Genomic DNA, 21,307 nt, shown 5'->3' with positions numbered 1-21,307 from the left:
ACCTTCGGCGAACGATGAAGCGGAACCGCAAGCGCTGGTGGACCCGACTGGTCACGGTGCTGGCGGTGTTCACGGTGTTCGCGGCAACGCTGAGCGTCGGCTTCCGGCTGCTGGTCGATTCGGTGCCGTCGTACCGGATCGAGCTCGAGCGGCAGGTCGCGAAGGCCGTCGGCCATCCCACACGGGTCGGCTCGATGGCGCTGACCTGGCGCGGCATCCGCCCGACGCTCGAACTGCGCGGCATCGCGCTGCTCGATGCCGCCGGCGTGCCGCTGCTCGAAGCCGAACGGCTGCGGCTCGGTTTCTCGATCTGGCGGCTCGCGTTCGGGCCGCGCGTGCCCAGTGCCATCGACGCGCTCGGCGTGCAGCTGTTCGCCAGCGCCGATGCCGACGGCACGCTGCATCTGCGAGGCTTCGAGCTGAAGCCGGGCGGCCATCCATCGCTGACGGCCGATCTCGCGCGTCTGGAGCGCATCCGCCTGCGCGACTGCCGCCTGACGCTGACCGATGCCCGTCTCGCCGACAAGACGCCGCTCGAATTCGTGCTGGAGACCGGCAGCCTGCGTCACGACGGCGATCGCTACGTTGCCGAAGCCGTGCTGCGGCCGCCGGCGGCGCTGGCGCGGCGGGTCGATGTCAGCGCCACCGTCACCGGCGACCTGGCGCAGCCGGAGCGCTTGGCCGGCCGCTGGCGCGCCGAGTTCACCCGCATCGAGGGCTGGCCGTGGCTGGCGCAGAGCCTGAAGCCGGGCACCGCGCTCAGCATCGACGAGGGCCGGCTGGTGCTCGATGGCACCGTGGTCGAGGGTCGTTCGACGAGCGTCGCGATGCAGTTGCGCGTCGGTCGCGTGGCGGCGGCGCGGGCGCAGACGCCGGTGGCGGCGCTCGCCGACATCGTCGCCGATGCCCAGTTCCAGCCGAATGACGACGGTGGCTGGACCCTGCGCGTGCCGAATGCCGCGTGGACCGGCACGCGCGGCCCGTGGACCTCCGGCGAGCTTGCGCTGCAGCAGATGCCGGGCGGCGCGCGGCAGCTCACCGCGCATCGCCTGCGGCTCGACGATCTGGCGCCGTGGCTCAGCACTTGGCGCGACCTGCCGAAGCCGCTGGCGCGGCTGCGCGACGTGCAGGGCGATCTCGAAAACCTGCTGCTGACGATTGCGCCGCGCATCGCCGATGAAGGTCCGCAGCCGGTTGCGGTGCGCGCGTCGCTGGTCGGCGTCGGCGTCAGCGGCAGCGACGAGGAGCCGGGCTTCGCCGGGCTGACCGGCACGGTCGAAGCCACCCGCGACGGTGGGTCGATCGATCTGGCCGATGCCGCGCTCGAACTGCGGCTGCCGAAGGTGTTCGAGGTGCCGGTGCCGATCAGCTCGCTGCGCGGCAGCGTGCGCTGGGCCCGGCGCGATGACGGCTGGCGCATCGATTCGCCGGCGCTCGACATGCGGCTCGGCGGCAGCGAAGTCGGCGGCGAACTCGGCGTGACCCTGCATGACGGGCAGGTGCCCGATCTCGACCTGCGGCTGGACCTGCGCTCGCAGGACGCCGCCGCGCTCAAGCCGTACATGCCAAAGACCTGGGGCGTCAACACCCGCGCCTGGCTGACGCGGGCGCTGAAGGAGGCGCGGGTGACCTCCGGCGAACTGACGATCCATGCGCCGATGACGCCGCGCGATGCCGACAACCACCCGACGATCCCGTGGCAGCTGCGCCTGAACGTGACCGGGGCAGCACTGGAATTCGCGCGCGACTGGCCGGTGGCCGAGAACCTCACGGCCCAGCTCGATTTCCACGATGGCGGGCTCGACATCGCGGCCAGCGACGGCACCGTCAGCGGCGCCCGCATCGAGCGGCTGCGCGCCGACATCGCCAACTTCTTCGAGGCCGATCTGAAGCTCGACGGCCGCATTGCCGGCGATGCCGCGGACTTCTACCGGCTGTTCCGCGACTCGCCGCTGCGCACGCGGCTGTCGGGCCTGCTGGCGCGCACCGAGGCCAGCGGCCCGGCCAGCGCCGAGCTGAGCCTGCGCGTGCCGCTGCACATCCCGCAGCCGCCGGTCGAGGCCAGCGGCACGGTCGATGTCGCGGGCGCGACCATGACCGTCCGCGGCCTTGCCGAACCGCTGCGCGCGGTCACCGGCCGGCTGCAGTTCGGCAAGTCGATCAGCGCCGACAAGCTCACGGCGACCCTGTTCGACACCCCGATCGAAGCCCGCATCGCGCCGGAGCCCGGCGCGCCGGACCCGATCCTGAGCGGCCGGCTGACGGTCGAGCCCGGCCGCGACGACGGGCTGTCGGCCGCGTTCATCCCCGCGTGGCTGCGCGGCGGACTCAGCGGCAGCACCGCGATGACCTTGCGGCTGCCGCTCGGCGGGCCGGACAACGGCCGTCTCAGTCTCGCCAGCGCGCTGCGCGGCGTGACCTCGACCCTGCCGCGACCGCTGACCAAGGCCGCCGACGCCGCACTGCCGGTCGCGATCGAACTGGCCGGCGATCCGGCCGCGAACGCGACCCGGTTGCGGATCACGGCCGGCGATGAACTGAAGGTGGGCCTGCGGATGCTGCCGCCCGCCGATGGTGGCGCGGCACAGACGCGCGGCGTCGAAGTGCGGCTGGGGCCGGGCGACATGCCGCAGGCCAACGGCGACGGCGTGGTGCTGATCGGCGCGCCGGCGTTTCTCGATCTCGGCGCGTGGATCGGTTTCCTCGGCGGTACCGGCAGCCTCGGCAACCCGGCGCTGCGCTTCGCCAGTGCCGATGTCCACGCCGCACAGGTCGGCCTGCGTCGCTGGACCCTGGGGCCGACGCATCTCGTCGCGCTGCCGAATGGCGACGGCATCACCGTGCGGGCGACGGGGGCGGCCAGCGGCACGGTCGACTGGCAGCCGGCCGACAGTGGCCGCGTCACCGCGCGGCTCGAGGCGCTGGCGCTCGCGGCGCTGACGCCGCTGCCACCGCCGGCGCCGGGTGCCGCGCCCGAAACCCCGGCGGACGCGCCGCTGCGACCGCAGCGGGTGCCGACGCTCGACCTGCAGGTCGCGCAGCTCACGGTCGGCGATGTCGCGCTTGGCCAGCTCGCGGCGGTGACGTCGCGCGTCACCGACGGCCAGCGCATCGACACGCTGCGGCTCGATGGCGGCCATCTGACCGCGAAGGCCAGCGGCTTCTGGCTGCGCAGCCGCGAAGCCGGCATCGACGGCTCGAGCGCCGACCTGCGCTTCGAGGTCGAATCGGACGCGATCGGCGACGTGCTGCGCGTGTTCGGCTACGCGCCGAACCTCAGCGCCGAGCGCGCGATGTTCTCCGGCGCGCTGGTCTGGCCGCGGGTGCCGGCCGGGCTGGAACTGTCGCAGGCGACCGGCGACATCGAGGTTGCGGTCGACAACGGTTCGCTGAAGGCGGTGGAGCCGGGTGCCGGCCGCGTGCTCGGCCTCGTCAACCTGTACGCGCTGCCGCGCCGGTTGCTGTTCGATTTCCGCGATGTCGTCGCCGACGGGCTCGGCTTCGACCAGCTCAAGGGCCGGTTCAAGCTGGCCGATGGCAATGCCGTGACCGACAACCTGAAGATCGACGGGCCGTCGCTGAAGGTCGAGATGCGCGGCCGCATCGGGCTGGCGGCGCGCGACTACGATCAGAAAGTCACCGTCTACCCGGACCTGTCGACCGGCGTCACGGTCGGCGCCACCCTGCTGGGCGGGCCGATTGCCGGCGGCATCCTGCTGGTCGCGCAGCAGCTGTTCGACAAGCCGTTCAACCAGCTCGGCAAGTTCAGCTACCGTGTCACCGGCAGCTGGGACGATCCCATCGTCAACAAGGGCGCGGATGACCAGCATCCCGCCGCTGCCCCGGAAACCGTTGGAGCCGACAACCATGGCTGAACCCGTGCACCCGCTGCCCCGCGTGGCCGCGATCCAGATGAATTCGACCGCCGTGGTCGCCGAAAACCTCGCAACCGCCGGCCGCCTGCTGGCCGAGGCCGCCGCCGCTGGCGCCGTGCTGGCCGCGCTGCCGGAAAACTTCGCGCTGATGGGCGCGCGCGAGACCGACAAGCTGGCGGTGGCCGAGCCGCTCGGCGACGGGCCGATCCAGCGCTTTCTCAGTGACACCGCGAAGAAGCTTCGGCTGTGGATCGTCGCCGGCACGGTGCCGATCGCGGTCGACGGCGACCCGAAGCACGTCTGGGCGGCGAGCCTCGTGTTCGATGCCGACGGCCGGCAGGTCGCGCGCTACGACAAGATCCACCTGTTCGATGTCGACGTGCCCAATGCCCAGGGCGAGCGCTATCGGGAGTCGAACTCGATCGCCGCCGGCGATCCGGCCAGCTTCACCGTCATCGACACGCCGGCCGGCAGGCTCGGACTGTCGGTCTGCTACGACCTGCGCTTTCCGGAGCTGTTTCGCGCGCTCGCCGCGCGAGGAGCCGAGCTGTTCTGCATCCCGGCCGCGTTCACCGCGAAGACCGGTGCTGCGCACTGGGACATCCTGCTGCGGGCACGGGCGATCGAGAATCAGGTCTACGTCATCGCGCCCGGCGAGACCGGCACCCATGCCGGCGGCCGCCAGACCTGGGGCCATTCGAGCGTGATCGGTCCGTGGGGCGAGGTGCTGGCCTGCATCGACAGCGGCGAAGGCGTGGCGATCGCCGATGCCGACGTGCCGGCGCTGCACCGGCTGCGCGCCAGCTTTCCGAACCTGTCGCAGCGCCGGATCGGCGTCTGAGCCGGACCTGCGCTTGCATCGCCGCCGATTGTCGCCAAGCTCCCTCCATCCTGATCGATTGTTTTCCTTTCCGACCCCATGACCTCTGCGCTGACGCTGGCCCGCGAAACCCTGCTGCAACCCTCGGCACTCGATGAAGGCGTGCTGCAGCGCGTGCTGTCCGGGCTGATGAAGCCGGGCATCGACGCCGCCGACCTGTACTTCCAGAACTCGGTGTCCGAGTCGTGGTTCTTCGAAGACGGCATCGTCAAGTCCGGTTCCAGCCACACTGAGCAGGGCGTCGGCGTGCGCGCCATCGGCGGCGAGAAGACCGGCTTCGCGTATTCGGACGAGCTGAGCCTGCCGGCGCTGGTCGATGCCTCCGGTGCCGCGACCGCGATCGTCCGTCAGGGCCAGACCGGCTCGCTCGGCGCGATCCTGACCGCGAGCCCGAAGGCGCTGTATCCGGCGGCGAGCCCGCTGGACGGCTGGGCCACCGAGAAGAAGCTGGAACTGCTGAAGCGCGCCGATGCGGCGGCCCGCGCCATCGACCCGCGCATCACGCAGGTGATGGTGTCGCTCGCCGCGACGCACGAGATCATCCTGGTCGCCGCGACCGACGGCACGCTGGCGGCCGATGTCCGTCCGCTGGTGCGGATGAATGTCTCGGTGATCGCCGAATCGAACGGCCGGCGCGAGCAGGCGTCGAGCGGCGGTGGCGGCCGCGGCGCGTATTCGGATTTCTTCGGCGGCGATGCCCCGGAGCGTCATGCCGCGGAAGCGGTGCGGCAGGCGCTGATGCTGCTCGAAGCGGTGCCGGCGCCGGCCGGTTCGATGACGGTCGTCCTCGGTGCCGGCTGGCCCGGCATCCTGCTGCACGAGGCGGTCGGCCACGGGCTGGAAGGCGACTTCAACCGCAAGGGCACGTCGGCGTATTCGAACCGCATCGGCCAGAAGGTCGCGAGCGAGCTGTGCACGATCGTCGACGACGGCACGCTTTACGGCCGCCGCGGCTCGCTGACGCTGGATGACGAAGGCACGCCGACGCAGTGCACGACGCTGATCGAGAACGGCATCCTGCGCGGCTACATCCAGGACAAGATGAATGCGCGCCTGATGGGAATGAAGGCCACCGGCAACGGCCGCCGCGAATCGTTCGCGCATCTGCCGATGCCGCGCATGACCAACACCTACATGCTGCCCGGCGCCAGCGATCCGGCGGAGATCATCGCGTCGGTCGAAAAGGGCCTGTACGCGGTGAACTTCGCCGGCGGCCAGGTCGACATCACCAACGGCAACTTCAGCTTCTCGGCCAGCGAGGCCTATCTGATCGAGAACGGCAAGATCACGCGGCCGGTCAAGGGCGCGACCCTGATCGGCAACGGCCCGGAAGCGATGGGCCGCGTGTCGATGGTCGGCAATGACCTGAAGCTCGACGGCGGCGTCGGCACCTGCGGCAAGGACGGCCAGAGCGTGCCGGTCGGCGTCGGCCAGCCGACCTTGAAGATCGACAGCATGACCGTCGGTGGCACCGCGGCGTGAGCGAGACGCCGGCCGCCGATTCGGCGACGCCCGAGACGCGCGATCCTGCGGCGCCTGCCGCCGCCGCGCCGCCGGCGAAGCCTCGCCGCCGCCATCGGCGCGCGCTGGGTCGCAGCCTGTTCGAGATGCTGCTCGTGGTGATCAGCGTGCTGCTCGCGCTGACCCTCGACAACTGGCGCGAGGATCGCGAAAAGGCGGCGCTGACGCAGTCGGTGCTGGCGGCGCTGGCGCAGGAGATCGACGCCAACCGCGGCGCGATCAATGCCGCGCTCGATTATCAGGACCGCATGGCGATCGCCTTTCGCGAGGCGTACGAAGTGTTCGAGAAATCCGGCGAATTCCGCTTTCCGGACGACGCGCGCAATCGCAGCGCCGCCGTGCGCTTCTCGCGGGCCGCGTACGACTCCGCGGTGATCGCGCAGGTGTTGCCGCGCATCGGCATCGACACGGTATTGAAGCTGTCGGCGCTGTACGCCGAGCAGAGCGCCTACGACGATCTGCTGCGCACCTACGCCAGCGCCACCATCCAGACCGACTTCGCGAACGGCTCGCGCTACCTGCGGCTGCGCTCGAACCAGTACGCGGAACTGGCGGACGTCGAGCGGCGGATGCTGCCGCTGCTGGAAGCGGCGCAGGTGGCCGTGGCGCGCGAGCGGACGGCGGGTGCAGCCCCGGCCCCCGCGCCAGCAGCGACGGGCAGCGCATCCGGCCGCTGATCGCGCCGGTTTGTCGCGTTTCGAGCGGCGGCGTAGTCTATACAGCCTGTATAGACATCCGGAGTGCTCGCCATGAAAGCTGCCGCATCCCCTGTCGCCCCGGTGTCGCTCGTGGGTGGCAAGCGCAAGCGCATCAGCCGGGCCGATCAGGCTGTCGCGGCGGCCACGGCTGCCGCCACCAGCGAGCGCAAGACCGCGCGCCTGTTCACCAACGGCGCATCGCAGGCCGTGCGTCTGCCGAAGGAATTCCGCATGAGCGGCACCGAGGTGCGGATCTGGAAGGAAGGCAACCGGGTGGTGATGGAGCCGATTGAAAGCCGCGGCGAATCGCTGGCGGATGTCATCGAACGCTTCTACGCCGAATGTCCGGAAGGCCTGAATCTGGAGCGCAACCAGCCGCCGATGCGGGAGCGCGACTGGACGCAGGGCCTGCCGGTCGCCGAGACGCTGACCCAGCCGTACCGTGCCAAGCGCAAGCGGCCGTGAGCTATCTGCTCGACACCAACATCTGCATCTACCTGTTGAACGGCCGCCGCCCGGAGTCGATCGAGATCGCAAGGCGTTTCAGCGTCGCCGACTGCATCTTGTCGGTGATGACGGAACTGGAACTGGAAGTCGAACGAATCAAGTCTCAGCGCGGCATTCGCTATGAATCAACGCTGGCCCGGTTTCTGGCCTCGCTGACCGTATTGCCGCTGACGCGCGAAGATGCACGTATCGCCGCACAACAACGCGCCTACCTCGAGCGCAAAGGCACGCCCATCGGCCCCTACGATCTGCTGATCGCCGCGCAGGCCCTGAGCCGCGGCCTGACCATCGTCACCAACAATGAAACCGAGTTCCGGCGCGTGCCGGGTCTGAAGCTCGAAAACTGGATTCCGAAGACCTCATGAGAAGACCGCTTGGCCGCCTGCGCATCATCGGCGGCGAATATCGCAGCCGCCTGATCGATTTCGATGCCGAGGCCGGCGTCCGTCCGACCCCGGACCGCGTCCGCCAGACCGTGTTCGACTGGCTGAGCCCGGTGGTCGACGGCAGCACCGTGCTCGATCTGTTCGCCGGCAGCGGCGCGCTGGGGCTGGAAGCGCTGTCGCGCGGTGCGGCCCACGCCACGTTTGCCGAAACCGGCGGCAAGCAGGCCGAGGCGATCCGCGCCGCCATCACCAAGCTCGGCTGTGTCGAGCGCAGCGATGTCATGCGCGGCGACGGCATTTCGCTGCTGCGCGCCACGCCGCGCCGCTTCGAGATCGTGTTCATCGACCCGCCGTACGAAAGCGCGCTGCTGGTAGCGACCTTGGCCAACCTGCCGCAGGTGCTGAAGGAGATGAACCGGATCTACCTCGAATGGCCGAAGGGAAAGCCGCCGGAACTGCCGGCCGGCTACGCGATGCTGAAGGAAAAGGCCGCCGGGCAGGTAAGCTACGGCCTGTTCACGTACGCGCCACCGGGAGACCCGCAACCGTGAGTGTCATCGCCGCCTATTCGGGCACCTTCGACCCGATCACGCTCGGTCACAACGACATCATCCACCGGGCGGCCAAGATGTTCCCGAAGCTGATCGTCGCGGTCGGCCTGAACCCGTCGAAAAGCCCGAAATTCACGCTCGAAGAACGCGTTGCGCTGATCGAGGACTGCGTCAGTGATCTCGACAACGTCACCGTCATCGGCTTCCGCGGACTGGTCGTCGATTTCGCGCGCGACAACGGCGTGACCGTGCTGGTCAGAGGCGTGCGCACCGTGGCCGACGTCGAGTACGAGAAGCAGATGGCGACGATGAACCGCGATCTGTATCCGGACCTCGACACCGTGATGCTGGCGCCGAGCCCGCAGTTCGAGCATCTGTCGTCGAGCCTCGTCCGCGAGCTGACCAGCCTCGGCGCGCCGGTGAAAAAGCTGGTGCCGAAGCCGGTGATTCCGGCGCTGCTCGCGCGCTTCGGCCGCAAGACGCGCTGATCGTCATGCGCCGCGCGTCCGCGCGGAATCATTGAGGCCGCGCGCCGGCCCGCTTACAGTCCGCCCGACTTCAGGAGACGGACTTCATGCGCGGCCAGGGCGCCATCATTCGGACAGGCAGCGGCAGCGACGGACGGATCGCGCCGCCTTCGCGCTGGGGCGCGCTGAGCCGCGCAGCGGTCGTCATCGTGCTGCTCGCCATGGCGGTGTCGAAGGCGCAGGCGACCGAGCGCAGCCTGACGCCGGGCCAGAGCCTTGACGCGCGCCTCGCCGCGAACGCGACCGACACGTTGTCGATCACCGTGCCGGACGGTTTCGCCGCCACGCTGACCCTGAGCCAGATCGACCAGCCGCTGGAACTGCGCGGCTTTCCGACCGGCGATGCGCCGATCCAGAAGCCGGCCGGCGGGCGCGAATCGCGCCTGTTGCTGACGATCACCGGCAGTCCGCTGCCGATGACCGTCGCGGCCAGCGAGCCGGCAAGCCAGCCCGGGCGCGACACGGCCTATCGCGTCAGCCTCAGCGAGGCCGTGCCGATCACGCCGACCGTGCGCCGGATCATCGAGGGCGAAACGGCGCTGGCCCGCGCCGAAGCGCTGCGCCGCGGCAGCGATGCCGGACGCTTCGCCGCAGCCCGCCCGCTGTACACGCAAGCGCGCACGGCCTTCGCCGCGGCCGGTGCCGGCTGCCAGTTGCGCGTGGCCTGGCTCGGCAGCGGCCGGCTGGAATACGGTGCCGCCGACTACACCGCCGCCGCCGCGGCCGGGCGTGCGGCGCTGACCACGCGCTGCCCGGACGATCGCGCCGACATCGCCAAGGTCCATCATCTGCTGGCGGTCACCAACTCGGCACTCGGCGATTACTTCGGCGCCGCCGCTTCCGAACAGCTGGCGCTGGTCTTGACGCGCGCGATCGGCGGCGATCCGGTCAATGAGGCGACCCTGCTCGGCAACCTCGGCACGATGTACCGCGTGATCGGCGACGGCGGCCGCGCGCTGGCGACGGTGCGGGAGGCGCTCGATCTCGCAATGGGCATCGGCGATCGCGAGCGCATCGCCTTCGCTCGCGACAGCCTCGCCGGGCTGTACCTGACGCGCGGCGAACTGGCGACGGCGCTGGCGCTGCACCGGCAGACGCTGGTCGATCTCGAAGGGCTGAAGTTTCCGCTGGTCGAAGGCAATGCCCGGCTGAACCTCGGCATCACGCTGTATCGGCTCGGCGACGATGCTGCCGCGCTCGACACCTGGGCCGATGGCGAGCGCATCTGCACCGCGAGTCACGACGACGGCTGCCTGATCTCGATTCTCGCCAGCCGCGGCGACCTGCACCGCGACCGAGGCCGGCTCGATGCCGCCGAGGCCGACTACCGGCGCGGCCTGATGCTGGCGCAGGACGGGCAGCGCGCCCGCGAGATCGCCTACCTGCAGCGCGGGCTCGGGCTGTGCGCGATGGCGCGCGGCCAGCATGACGAGGCGCGCGTGCTGCTCGAACGCGCGGTCGCCGCGTTTCGCCGCGTGCGCGCCGGCGAGGAGATCGTCGCGCTGCTGGCGCTCGGCGATCTCGAACAGAAGGTCGGCCGCGTGGCGCAGGCGCGCAGCCAGTACGAGTTCGGCCTGAGCCTCGCGCAGGCGCAGGCCGAGCACGGTTCGGAGGTGGTGGCGCTGGCCAGCCTCGCGCGGCTCGATTTCGACGCCGGCGCGCTCGATCGCGCGCGCAGCCGCATCGAGCAGGCGCTGGCGCGGGTCGAGGCCGAGCGGGCGCGGATCGACGAACCGAGCCTGCGCACGCGCTATTTCGAGTCGTCCCGCGCCTATTACGAGCTGCTGATCGACATCCGCATGGCCCAGCACCAGCGTCAGCCGCAGGCCGGCTATGCCGCGGCGGCGCTGGTCGTGGCCGAGCGGGCGCGGGCGCGCACGCTGAGCGACCAGCTGGCCAGTCGCAGCCTCGTTGCCGCGCTGGCACCGCCGTCGAAGGCCGTGACCGCCCTGCTGGCCGAGCGCGATGCCGCCGCCGACGCGCTGCGCGTGCTGTCGTACCGGCTGACGCGCACGCCGACCTCGGAACCGGCGGCGCGCCGGCTGCTGGAGCGCGATCTCGACCGCGCCACGCGGGCGCTCGATGCCGTTCGCGGCCGGCTGCGCGCCGCCGATGCGCGCTTTGCCGAAGCGGCCGATCCGCAGCCCGTCGATTTGCGTGACGTGCAGCAGCACGCGCTCGATGCCGACACCGTGCTGCTCGAAACCTGGTTCGGCAGCCGCGCGAGCTGGCTCTGGGTGCTGACCCGCGACGGCCTCGCCGTGCATCGCCTGCCGCCGCGCGGCGCGCTGGAACCGGCGATCACCGCCCTGCGTCAGCGCATCGCCACGCCGGTGCCGCTGCTGCCCGGCCAGACGCTGGCCGATCTCGCCGCGCGCGAGGCGGAGGATCTGGCGACCACGCGGCAGATGGCGACGGCGCTGCGCAAGACCCTGCTCGGCCCGGCCGGCGCCATGCCGCAGACGCGCCGCGTGATCGTGGCGGACGGCGAACTGCAGCGGCTGCCGCTGGCGGTGCTCGACGACGCGAACGGGCCGGCCAGCGTCTATCTGCCGTCGATCCAGACCTTGCGCTGGCTGCGCGATGGTGCCGCGCCGCGGAGGGGCCAGCAGGTCGCGATCCTCGCCGACCCGGTGTTCGCGCCGGACGATCCGCGGCTCAAGGCACGGCCGGTCGGCAGCGCCGCGCGCCAGCCGTCGGTCGACCGTGCCGCCGCCGCGGCTGGCGTGCCGAGCCTGCCGCGCTTGCCGAATTCGCGCGCGGAGGCCGACAGCCTGTCGGCGCGGGTGCCGGCGGATGCCCGGCGCGTGCTGGTCGATTTCGACGCCAGCCGCGACGCGGCGCTGAATGCCGACTGGTCGAACACCCGCATCGTCCACTTCGCGACCCATGCGCTGCTCGACTTCGAGCGGCCCGAGCTGTCCGGCGTCGTGCTGTCGCTGTTCGATGCCCGCGGCCAGCCGCAGGACGGCTTCCTGAGGATCAACGATCTGTACCGGCTGAAGCTGCCGGTCGATCTCGTGGTGCTCAGCACCTGCGAATCGGCGCTCGGCGCCAGCAGCGGGGCCGAAGGCGTGTTCAATCTGGCGCGGCCGCTGTTCTATGCCGGTGCCCGCCGGGTGCTGGCCAGCCTGTGGACCGTCGACGACCGCGCCGCGTCCGAATTCATGCGGCGCTTCTACGACGCGCATCTCGGCGAACGGCTCGATGCCGCAAGCGCGCTGCAACGGGCACAATTCAGCATGGCCAACGATCCACACTGGGCAGCACCGTATTACTGGGCCGGCTACGTCCTGCAGGGCGACTGGCGCGAGGCCGCGCGATGAGCGCCGAGCCGGCACCGACGGCCGTCGACCGCGGCGCGTTCGACGCGCTGCTGGCACGCCTCGGCCGCGACGGCGCAGCGCCTGCCGAAGTCTACGAGCAGTTGCGTCATCGGCTGATCGCCGTGTTCCGCCTGCATCTGCCGATCGAGGCCGAAACGCTGGCGGACGAGGCGCTCGAACGGCTGGCGCGGCGTCTGCACGAAGGTGTTGCAGTCGAGCAGGTCGGCGCGTATCTGCACGGCATCGCGCGGCTGGTGCTGCTGGAAGCGCGCGATCGCCCGCAGGAGCGCCGCGCCGCGGCCGACGCGCTGGAACGACTGCCGGCGCCGCCGACGACGATGGCCGAGGAAGACGAGATCGACATCGATGCCCGCAACGCGCTGCGCGCCTGTTTCGCGAAGCTCGATCCGGAATCGGCGCGTCTGATCCTGGCCTACTACGACGATGACGGCGAAGGCCGCATCCGCCGCCGCCAGCAGCTCGCCGGGCGGCTCGGCGTCAGCCTGAATGCGCTGCGCAACCGGGCCCTGCGGCTGCGCCAGCAGCTGGAAACCTGTGTCCGCGCCCGCCTTGCCGGCACGCCGGTTACCGCGCCGCCCGCCGCCCCACTAGCCGGATCCGGCACCACCGCCCATCCGTCGTCGCGTGATGGAAGCGCGCCGTCCGCCACTGAACTGTCATGAACGAATCCCCGACCGCCGCCGCATCCGATGCCAGCGTGCCGACGCCGGCCGACTGGCGCGCGCTGCTGCTGCATCGCCTGCCGGACGACGTTGCGGCGGCGCTCGAACAGCGGCTGCTGGATGATCCCGAAGCGCTGGCGGCGCTGAACGAAGCCGAAGCCGACCTGTTCGACGACTACGCCCGGCTGCGCCTGACGTCGGTCGAGCATGCCGCGTTCGAGCAGCACCGGCTGAACACGCCCGAAGCGCGCGAGCGCCTGCGCTTTGCCCATGCGCTGAAGCCGGTCGTGCCGCGCCCGGCCGCCGCACGCAACCAGCGCTTCAAGCACAAGCCTGCACGACGGAGCCGGCGCACGCTGTGGTTCTCGCTGACCGGCGCCGCCATCGCGGTCGTGCTGGCCGTCGTCTCGTCGATCTACCTGCGCAATCCCGACGCCGCGCTCGCGGCCGAAAAGGCCGCGCTCGCCCGCAAGCACGCGGCCGAGCCGACCCTTGTGCTGCTGGCCACGGTCCAGCGCGGCGCGCAGCGGCCAACCGTGCGGCTGCTGCTGGCCGACGATGCCGGCGACATCCGCGTTCAGGCGGAAGTCGAGCAGCCGGACGAGAACGCGCGCTATCGCCTGCTCGTGCTCGGCGATGAAGGGGCCGCCGCGCCGCTGCTGACGTTCGACGACATCCGTCTGTCGCGGGTCGGCCGCTACAGCTTCGTCGAAGCGCTGCTGCCGACGAAGCTGCTGGCGCAGGCGCAGCGCACGATCCGGATCGAATCGCAGCCGCCGGCCGCGGCGTTCGCGTTCGAATGGCCGGTGCAGGCCGGCGTGCAGCCGCCGGAAGATCCGCGCACCGTGCTGCCGATCCGGCCTTGAGCCCGCCCGCCGCCGCCGGCTGACGCGGCGGCTCCTGCATCAGCGGCGATCCGGGCGGCGCGGCTCACGCCCGCTCGCACCTGCCGCGGTACCCGATCGCCGCTGATTCGCGGCCATGCCTGCCGCGCCGCGCTCGCCCCGGCGCGGGCATCGGACGCGTCAGCCGACCAACGGCAGCGCCTGCGCCGTGATGGATCGCGGTTCTCGACCACTGCTGGGACAGGACCCTGCGCCCGCCTGCGGACGCGGAGTCGATCAACCCGTCCACGGCAAGGGATGCAGACATGACGAACCACGACGAACCGCGCGTCGACCGACTCCGCGCGCGCCTGCTACACCTCGGCAGCCAGTGCCTGATCGCGATGGTGCTGCTGATGCTGGTCGAACAGGCGGCCTGGGCCGCCAGCGGCCTGCCGGCAGGCTGGCACGGCACCGCCGACCGTCGCGCGACCGAGGCGCTGACGGCCTCGCGCGGCTTTGTCGAAGGCAGCGTGCGCGAGGTGCAGCAGGCGGTGACGGCGGCCGCCGCGGCCGAGCATCGTCGGCAGGCATTGCTGCAGCACGAGGATCGCCTGCAGCTGGCACGCTTGGCGACTGCGAAGCCGGCGGCGTCCGGTGCCATCGGCCCCGATCCCGGACGCGGCCATCGACGCCTGCCCGGACACGTGCTGGCCGCGCTCGACAGCGCCCGGCCGCTGGCGCGGCTGGGGCCGCTCGAAGGGCCTGCCGACGAGGAACCGCTGACCCTGACCGTGCTGCTGCGTCGCGACGATGCAGCCGGCTTTGCGCGCTATCTCGCATCGGTGCAGGACCCGGCCTCGCCGCAGTTCCGCCGCTACCAGTCGCCGCTGGCGCTGTCCGACCGGTTCGGGCCGTCGCGCTCGCGCCACGAGCGCGTGGTCGACCACTTCCGCCGTCACGGCTTCACCGTCGTCGATCCGGCGCCGAACCGCCTGACCGTGACCGTGCGCGGCACGCGTCGCGCGGCGGAAGCGGCGCTGGCCGTCGACATTCGTGATTTCCGCATCGGCGATGTCGCGTTCCGCGCCAATGTCGACGATCCCGCGCTGCCGGCGCGGCTGGCGTCGTCGGTCGAATCGATCTCGGGCCTGTCGAACCTCGCGACGCCGCGCCATGCGGTGCGGTCGGTCTCGGACGCCCAGAACCTGTGCGCGATCGTCGGCGCCTCCGGCGCGCTGGCGGTCAATGGCGCGATCTTCGTCGGCGGCGTGCTGACGCCTGTGCTGTTCACGCCGCTCGGTGCGGCGGTGCTGGCCTTGCTGGCACTGGTCTGCATCACCGCCCTGGTCTACGGCGCGGCGTACGGACCGTCGGGCGGCGGGGGCGGCGGCGGTGCCACGGGGGCGCCGCTGGTGCTGCGCGCCGATGCCGCCGCGGGCGACCGTGCGGCGACCGGTCGCGGCCAGACCGTCGGCATCGTCGCGTTCGACAACGTCGATCGGCAGGACATGCAGGACTACTTCGCGCTGATCGGCGCACCGGCGACGCGCATCGACGATCTGTCGGTCGTCGCGGTCAACGGCGGCGCCCCGCGCGGCGTCGACGAGGCCGAAGTGCTGCTCGACGTCAGCACCGTGATGACGCTGGCACCGGGCGCGCGGGCAGCGGTCTACAGCGCGCCGTTCGATGGCCGCGCCACCAGCTACGTCACCGTGTTCAACGCCATGGTCAACGGCGGCGTCAGCGTGATCAGCAACAGCTGGGCCTCGTGCGAGGATCAGGTGTCGCTGGCCGAGGCGCAGGCGATCGATCGCATCTTCGAAACCGCCGCCGCGTCCGGCATCAGTGTCTTCAACGCCAGCGGCGACAGCGGCAGCACCTGCCTCAACGGCAGCCCGAACACGGCGGCGGTGCCGGCGTCGTCGCCGAACGCGACGGCGGTTGGCGGCACCTCGCTGCGCTTCGGACCCGGCGGCACCTACGGCAGCGAAACCTACTGGAACGATGCGCCGATCGGCGGCGCCGGCGGCTACGGGCTGAGCCGTCACTTCACGCGGCCGGCGTACCAGAACGGCCTGAACGCCAACGCCATGCGCTCGATCCCGGATGTCGCGGTCAACGCCGACCCGGATGCCGGCGTGATGATCTGCCAGGCACGCGATGGCGGCTGCCCGAGCGGCCGGCTGTACGGCGGCACCAGCCTGTCGGCCCCGATCTGGGCCGGCTTCGCGGCGCTGCTGAACGAGCGCGCCGGGCGCAATCTCGGCGCCTTCAATCCGCTGCTGTATCCGCTGGCGGCGAGCGACGCCTTCCATCGCCCGGCATCGCTCGGCAGCGACTTCGCCCACGTCGGCTTGGGCTCGCCGAATCTCAACGTGCTCGGCCGCCTGCTGCGCGGCCAGGCTCCGGGGGCGCTCGATGCCGGCGCCTCGCAGGTGACGCCGGTGGTGCCGCTGGCCGCGGTGCAGCGCCAGTCCGGCGGCATTCAGGCCGATGGCGTCGAGGCCGGCGGCGTGCTGGTTCGCGTCGTCGACGGCAACGGCAACACGCTGGCCGGCCGCAGCGTCAGCCTCACCGCCAGCGGCGGCACGGTGACGATCACGCCGGCCACGGCCGTCACCAGCATCGACAATGGCAGCGCCAGCTTCCGGATCACCGCGCTGGCGCCGGCGCAGGTCACGCTCAGTGCCACGGTCGACGGCACGCCGCTCGCGCAGACCGCGCCGCTGCCGTTCGTCACGCCGGCCGCGACCGCCGCCAGCATCACCGCACTGACCACGACCGCAGTCAATGACGGCGTGGCGACCGTGCCGATCACCGTGACCTTGCGCGATGCGCTCGGCCGACCGACGCCGGGCAAGCGGGTGGCGATCGCCCAGGGTGCCGGGCGCTCGCTGATCGCCGGTCCGGCCAGTGGCGCGACCGGAGCCGATGGCACGATCGTGTTCAACGTCTCCAGCACCGTCGCCGAAACGGTGACCTACACGGCGCGCGTGCTGTCGGACGGCAATCTGCCGGTGCCCGGTTCGGTCGCGATCACCTTCGGCGGGACGGCGAGCACATCCTGCGCCGGCGGGCCACCGACGCCGGCACCGGGCTACGCGATCACACCGTATTCGAACGGCTATCTGGCGCAGGCCTTCTTCTTCGGCAACGTCAATTTCGGCTGCGGCGGCGCCAGCAATCCGACGTTCGACACCGCCGGCAACGCCTATGTCGCGAACTTCCGCACCGGTGACCTGCATCGCCTGCCGCCGGGTGGCGGCGCGGCGACGCCGGCCACGCGCTTGTCGAACCTCGGGCTGACTCTGGGCCAGCCGATCTTCGGCCGCGACGGCAACCTGTACGCCACGCGTTCGGCGACGACCGGCGATTTCCGCACCGGCGACCTGATCCAGATCGACCCGGCGACCGGCGCGCTGCTGCGCGTGGTGGCGGCGAACCTGACCTGCCCGGGCGGGCTGACCGAAGACCCGCTGAGCGGCGACCTGTTCTTCAACGGCGGCTGCTTCGGCGGCGGCTCGGACGTCGCGTCGATCTTCCGGGTGCGGAATCCGGCGGCGGCCGGTGGCCAGCCGAGCACCCTGTCGATCTACGCGACCCTGCCGCGCACGCCGAACTTCGGCATGGCGTTCGCGCCGGACGGCACGCTGTTCGCCATGAGCGGCTATCTGGACGACGCGCCGCCGGTGCTGCGGATCAGCGGCACCAACCGGCCGCAGCCGGCAACGGTGCAGCCGGTACCCGGCCTCGCCACACGCTTCTCGGCGGCGATCGGCGAGGCCGATGCCGCCGGGGCGGCGCGTTCGCTGCTGGTGGATCCCGGCAGTTTCGAGCAGCGCGCCCTGAGCATTGCCGACATCACCGCCGCCGCTCCGGCGCTGACGTCGCTGCTGGCACCGGCAAGCGCCGGCACCACCGGACCGGACGGCTGCCAGTACCTGACCGCGGCCGATGCCATCTATCGCCTCGCGCCGATCAGCGGCGCCTGCCGTTTCGCACCGACCGTGGCACTGCCGTCACTGGTGCTGACGCCGGACACGGTGTCGCCACCTCCGGCGCAGGGCAGTGCGCAGACCCTGACCGCCACGTTGCGCAATGTCGCCGCACCGGCGGGCCTGCCGATCCTGTTCACCGTGGCCGGGGCCAATCCGCAGGTGAAGCTGGTGCGCGCCGGCGCCGATGGCGTTGCCGCGCTGAGCTACCGCGCGGTGAATCCGGGCCGCGACACGATCACGGCGACCGTGCAGTTGCCGTCGACCGCCGCGCCGACCGCGCCGTCGGGCCGTCGCGCTGCGGGCATCGCGCCACGCGCCGCGACCTTGCCCGCGAGCGCCGCCGCCACGCGCAGCGGCGACGGCATCGCCTACGCGGCCTCGACCGCCGCCGCGGGGCGAGCCGGCATTCCGGCGATCGGGGTTCGCCAGCCAGCGGTGGCACCGCCGGTGCCGTCGGCTGCGCGCCCGGTCGATCCGGCATCGCGGGTCGCCGGCGGCGACGGGGCGACCGCCGGAGCCGAGGTCGGCACGCTGGTGTCGAACACGGCGGAGATCACCTGGACGGTCGGGCCGCACACGAGCTTCCTGAGCCTGAATCCGAGTCCGGTGTCCGGCACGCCGGGTCAGCCGGTCACCGTGGCGGCAGCGCTGGCCGATGTCTCGAACGCCCCGGCAACGCCCGCCACCGGGCAGCTCGTCGACTTCACGCTCGGCGCCGGCAGCTGCCGCGCGACCACCGATGCTGCCGGGCTGGCGCGCTGCGCGCTCACGCCGGCGGCGGTCGGTCCCGCCACGCTGCGCGCCAGCTTCGCCGGCACGGCCGCGCTGTTGCCGGCTTCGGCCAGCATCGGCTTCGTCGCGATGGCTGCCCCGCCACCATTGCCGACCGTGAGCCTGAGCGTCGCACCGACGACGATCACGCTGGGCCAGAGCGCGGTGCTGACCTGGTCGTCGACCAATGCCGGCGGATGCAGCGCGAGCGGCGCCTGGAGCAACAGCCGCGCCACCAGCGGCAGCGAAACGGTGACGCCGACCGCCACCGGCAGCGCCGTCTACACCCTGAGCTGCACCGGCAGCGGCGGCACGACCGCCGCGAGCGCAACCCTGACCGTCACCGCCGCGCCGCCACCACCGCCACCACCGCGGCGCAAGGGCGGGGCGTTCGACGGTGCGGCCCTGCTGGGGCTGATGCTGCTCGCCGGCCTGCTGCGGCGGCGGCGCGGGCAGACGCCCGTGCGCTGATCCGTCGCGAGGCGGTCGCGGACGACGGCCCCTTGCGCCTGCCAGCCGGCGGCGCGAGGGGCCACGGCGTTCAGGGTGCCGGGCGTGCGACCGGCGCGGTCGGCAGGGCCTGCCGTATCATCGCGCCATGGCCCTGAAGATCACCAATGCCTGCATCAACTGCGATGTCTGCGAGCCGGTGTGCCCGAACACGGCGATCTTCCAGGGGCCCGAGTTCTACGAGATCGACCCGGCGCGCTGCACCGAATGCGTCGGCCATTTCGACGAGCCGCAGTGCCGCGTGGTCTGCCCGGTGGACTGCATCCCGCTCGACGAGCGGCATGTCGAAAGCCGCGACGAACTGCTGACCAAGTACCAGCGCCTGACTGCCGCCGGCTGATCGCCGCGCCGGCTCCACCGCCCTCCGAGTGACCATGTTCCCGATCGCCCCGTCGTCCGCGTCCCAACCGTTCCAGACTCGCCGCCCGCGTGTCGCTCGCCTGCTGGCGATGGGGCTGCTGCTCGGCGCGAGTCTTGTCATCGGCGTGCAGGCCGGCGACCGGCCGCCGGGCCATGCCGTGGCCAGCGCGCATCCGCTGGCGACCAAGGCCGGGCTCGACATCCTTGCCGCCGGCGGCAATGCCTTCGACGCCGCTGTGGCGGTGACGGCGGCGATCGCCGTGGTCGAGCCGACCGGTTCCGGCATCGGCGGCGGCGGCTTCTGGCTGCTGCATCGGCAGTCCGACGGCTTCGAGACCATGGTCGATGGCCGCGAAGTGGCGCCGATGGCCGCGAATGCCGACATGTATCTCGGCAGCGACGGCAACGCCGTCGACAAGGCGTCGCGCGATGGCGCGCGTTCCGCCGCGATTCCGGGCGAGCCGGCGGCGCTGGTCTATCTGGCGAAGAAATACGGCCGCCTGCCGCTGGCGAAATCGCTGCAGCCGGCGATTGGCTACGCGAAGAACGGCTTTCCGGCCGACGCCAAGCTGATCAAGGCGATCGAGCAGAGCGCCAAGCGCTTCTCGCCGGCCGCGAAGGCCATCTTCATGCCCGGCGGCAAGGTGCCGGCGGTTGGTCAGACGATCAGGCAGACCGATCTCGCCGGCGTGCTGCAGCGGCTGGCGGACAAGGGCCTGCCCGGCTTCTACAGCGGCGAGACCGCGAAGCGCCTCTTGGCCGGTGTCGCCGATGCCGGCGGCATCTGGACGGCGGAAGACCTGCACCGCTACACCGTGGTCGAGCGCGCGCCGATCGTCAGCCATTTCCGCGACTACAAGCTGGTGTCGGCCGCACCGCCGTCGGCCGGCGGACTGGCGCTGGCCGAAACGCTGCAGCAGCTTGAAGCGCTCGGCTGGACCGACACCACGGACGGCACCTCGAAGCATCTGGTGATCGAAGCGTTGCGCCGCGCCTACCGCGACCGCGCTGCCTACCTCGGCGATCCGGATTTCGTGCCGCTGCCGATCGCCAAGCTGACGTCGCGCAGCTACGCGCTGGAACTGGCCGCGCAGATCGACCGCGAGCACGCCACGCCGTCCGCCAGCCTGCCGCCGACCGGCCCGCAGGCCAAGGGCGGCGACAACACCTCGCACTTCTCGGTGATCGATGCCGACGGCAACCGGGTGTCGGCGACGATGTCGATCAACCTGTCGTTCGGCTCGGCCTACATTCCGCCGGGCACCGGCATCCTGCTGAACGACGAGATGGACGACTTCGCCGCGTCCACCACGGCCAGCAACGCCTACGGCCTGATCGGCTCCGCCGCGAACCTGATCGCGCCGCGCAAGCGGCCGCTGTCGACGATGACGCCGACCTTCGTCGAAGGCCCGAACGGCGTGCTGGTGATCGGCACGCCGGGCGGCAGCCGGATCGCGACGATGGTGCTGCTCGGCATCCTGAACTTCATCAACGGCGCCGATGCCAAGGCCATCGTCGGCGCGCCGCGCTACCACCATCAGTACCTGCCGGATGTCGTGCAGTTCGAGCCGGGCGGCCTGAACCCGGCCGAACAGGCGCGGCTGACCGCGCTGGGTCACGTGCTGAAGCCGCTCGACAGCCCGTACGGCAACCTGCAGGCCGTGATCTGGAAGCCGGCGACCGACACGCTCGATGCCGCGGCCGATCCGCGCGGCGTCGGCAGCGGCGAAGTGCGGCTGACGCGGCGCTGAGGCAGCGCGAGCCCCGGACGCCGCGTCATTGCGCGCGGCCGCCGCGGAATATGCTCGGCCGTGAAAGATTCATGATGTCGGCAAACATCAGCCGCTAGAATTTGTGGCTGAATGCTCTGTCAGCATCGGCAGAGCG

The 21,307-nt window shown here is 71.5% G+C and carries 14 protein-coding genes; all 14 read left to right on the top strand.

Annotated elements, in window-relative coordinates:
- The first annotated feature begins 14 nt into the window (after positions 1–14).
- Positions 15–3,875, top strand: a complete 3,861-nt coding sequence (locus QZ951_RS11620; protein WP_293000763.1) for a YhdP family protein — start codon at positions 15–17, stop codon at positions 3,873–3,875.
- Positions 3,868–4,716, top strand: a complete 849-nt coding sequence (locus QZ951_RS11615; RefSeq protein ID WP_293000762.1) for a carbon-nitrogen hydrolase family protein — start codon at positions 3,868–3,870, stop codon at positions 4,714–4,716. The genes QZ951_RS11620 and QZ951_RS11615 overlap by 8 nt, the downstream gene beginning before the upstream one ends.
- A 78-nt stretch (positions 4,717–4,794) precedes the next feature.
- Positions 4,795–6,237 (top strand): metalloprotease TldD, encoded by a 1,443-nt coding sequence (gene tldD, locus QZ951_RS11610; RefSeq protein ID WP_293000761.1) that lies wholly within the window; start codon positions 4,795–4,797, stop codon positions 6,235–6,237.
- A complete protein-coding gene (locus QZ951_RS11605; protein WP_293000760.1) occupies positions 6,234–6,953 on the top strand; it encodes a hypothetical protein in 720 nt (239 codons plus the stop codon). The genes tldD and QZ951_RS11605 overlap by 4 nt, the downstream gene beginning before the upstream one ends.
- 72 nt (positions 6,954–7,025) lie before the next feature.
- Positions 7,026–7,439, top strand: a complete 414-nt coding sequence (locus QZ951_RS11600) for an AbrB/MazE/SpoVT family DNA-binding domain-containing protein (RefSeq protein ID WP_293000759.1) — start codon at positions 7,026–7,028, stop codon at positions 7,437–7,439.
- A complete protein-coding gene (locus QZ951_RS11595) occupies positions 7,436–7,846 on the top strand; it encodes a type II toxin-antitoxin system VapC family toxin (protein WP_293000758.1) in 411 nt (136 codons plus the stop codon). Before QZ951_RS11600 ends, QZ951_RS11595 begins: the two co-directional genes overlap by 4 nt.
- The gene (rsmD, locus tag QZ951_RS11590; RefSeq protein ID WP_293000757.1) at positions 7,843–8,418 is read left to right on the top strand and encodes a 16S rRNA (guanine(966)-N(2))-methyltransferase RsmD; all 576 of its coding nucleotides are present in this window, start codon (positions 7,843–7,845) and stop codon (positions 8,416–8,418) included. The genes QZ951_RS11595 and rsmD overlap by 4 nt, the downstream gene beginning before the upstream one ends.
- Positions 8,415–8,906 (top strand): pantetheine-phosphate adenylyltransferase, encoded by a 492-nt coding sequence (coaD, locus tag QZ951_RS11585; protein WP_293000756.1) that lies wholly within the window; start codon positions 8,415–8,417, stop codon positions 8,904–8,906. Before rsmD ends, coaD begins: the two co-directional genes overlap by 4 nt.
- 86 nt (positions 8,907–8,992) lie before the next feature.
- Positions 8,993–12,271 carry a CHAT domain-containing protein gene (locus tag QZ951_RS11580; protein ID WP_293000755.1) on the top strand — a complete coding sequence of 1,093 codons (3,279 nt, stop codon included), beginning with the start codon at positions 8,993–8,995 and terminating at the stop codon, positions 12,269–12,271.
- The gene (locus QZ951_RS11575; protein ID WP_293000754.1) at positions 12,268–12,954 is read left to right on the top strand and encodes a sigma-70 family RNA polymerase sigma factor; all 687 of its coding nucleotides are present in this window, start codon (positions 12,268–12,270) and stop codon (positions 12,952–12,954) included. The genes QZ951_RS11580 and QZ951_RS11575 overlap by 4 nt, the downstream gene beginning before the upstream one ends.
- Complete coding sequence (locus QZ951_RS11570; RefSeq protein WP_293000753.1) at positions 12,951–13,820, top strand: hypothetical protein; 870 nt, start codon at positions 12,951–12,953, stop codon at positions 13,818–13,820. The genes QZ951_RS11575 and QZ951_RS11570 overlap by 4 nt, the downstream gene beginning before the upstream one ends.
- A 284-nt stretch (positions 13,821–14,104) precedes the next feature.
- On the top strand, positions 14,105–19,021 hold the full coding sequence (locus tag QZ951_RS11565) for a protease pro-enzyme activation domain-containing protein (protein ID WP_293000752.1): 4,917 nt from the start codon (positions 14,105–14,107) through the stop codon (positions 19,019–19,021).
- Positions 19,022–19,148: 127 nt separating this feature from the next.
- Positions 19,149–19,400, top strand: coding sequence for a YfhL family 4Fe-4S dicluster ferredoxin (locus tag QZ951_RS11560; protein WP_293000751.1), 252 nt, complete (start codon positions 19,149–19,151; stop codon positions 19,398–19,400).
- 34 nt (positions 19,401–19,434) lie between these two features.
- Positions 19,435–21,171 (top strand): gamma-glutamyltransferase, encoded by a 1,737-nt coding sequence (gene ggt, locus QZ951_RS11555; RefSeq protein ID WP_293000750.1) that lies wholly within the window; start codon positions 19,435–19,437, stop codon positions 21,169–21,171.
- The last annotated feature ends 136 nt before the right edge of the window (positions 21,172–21,307 follow it).

This window comes from Nevskia sp. (assembly GCF_021732705.1).
Taxonomy (GTDB): Bacteria; Pseudomonadota; Gammaproteobacteria; order Nevskiales; family Nevskiaceae; genus Nevskia.
The sequence above is the reverse complement of the archived record's forward strand: the minus strand, read 5'-3'. Positions and strand labels throughout refer to the sequence as shown.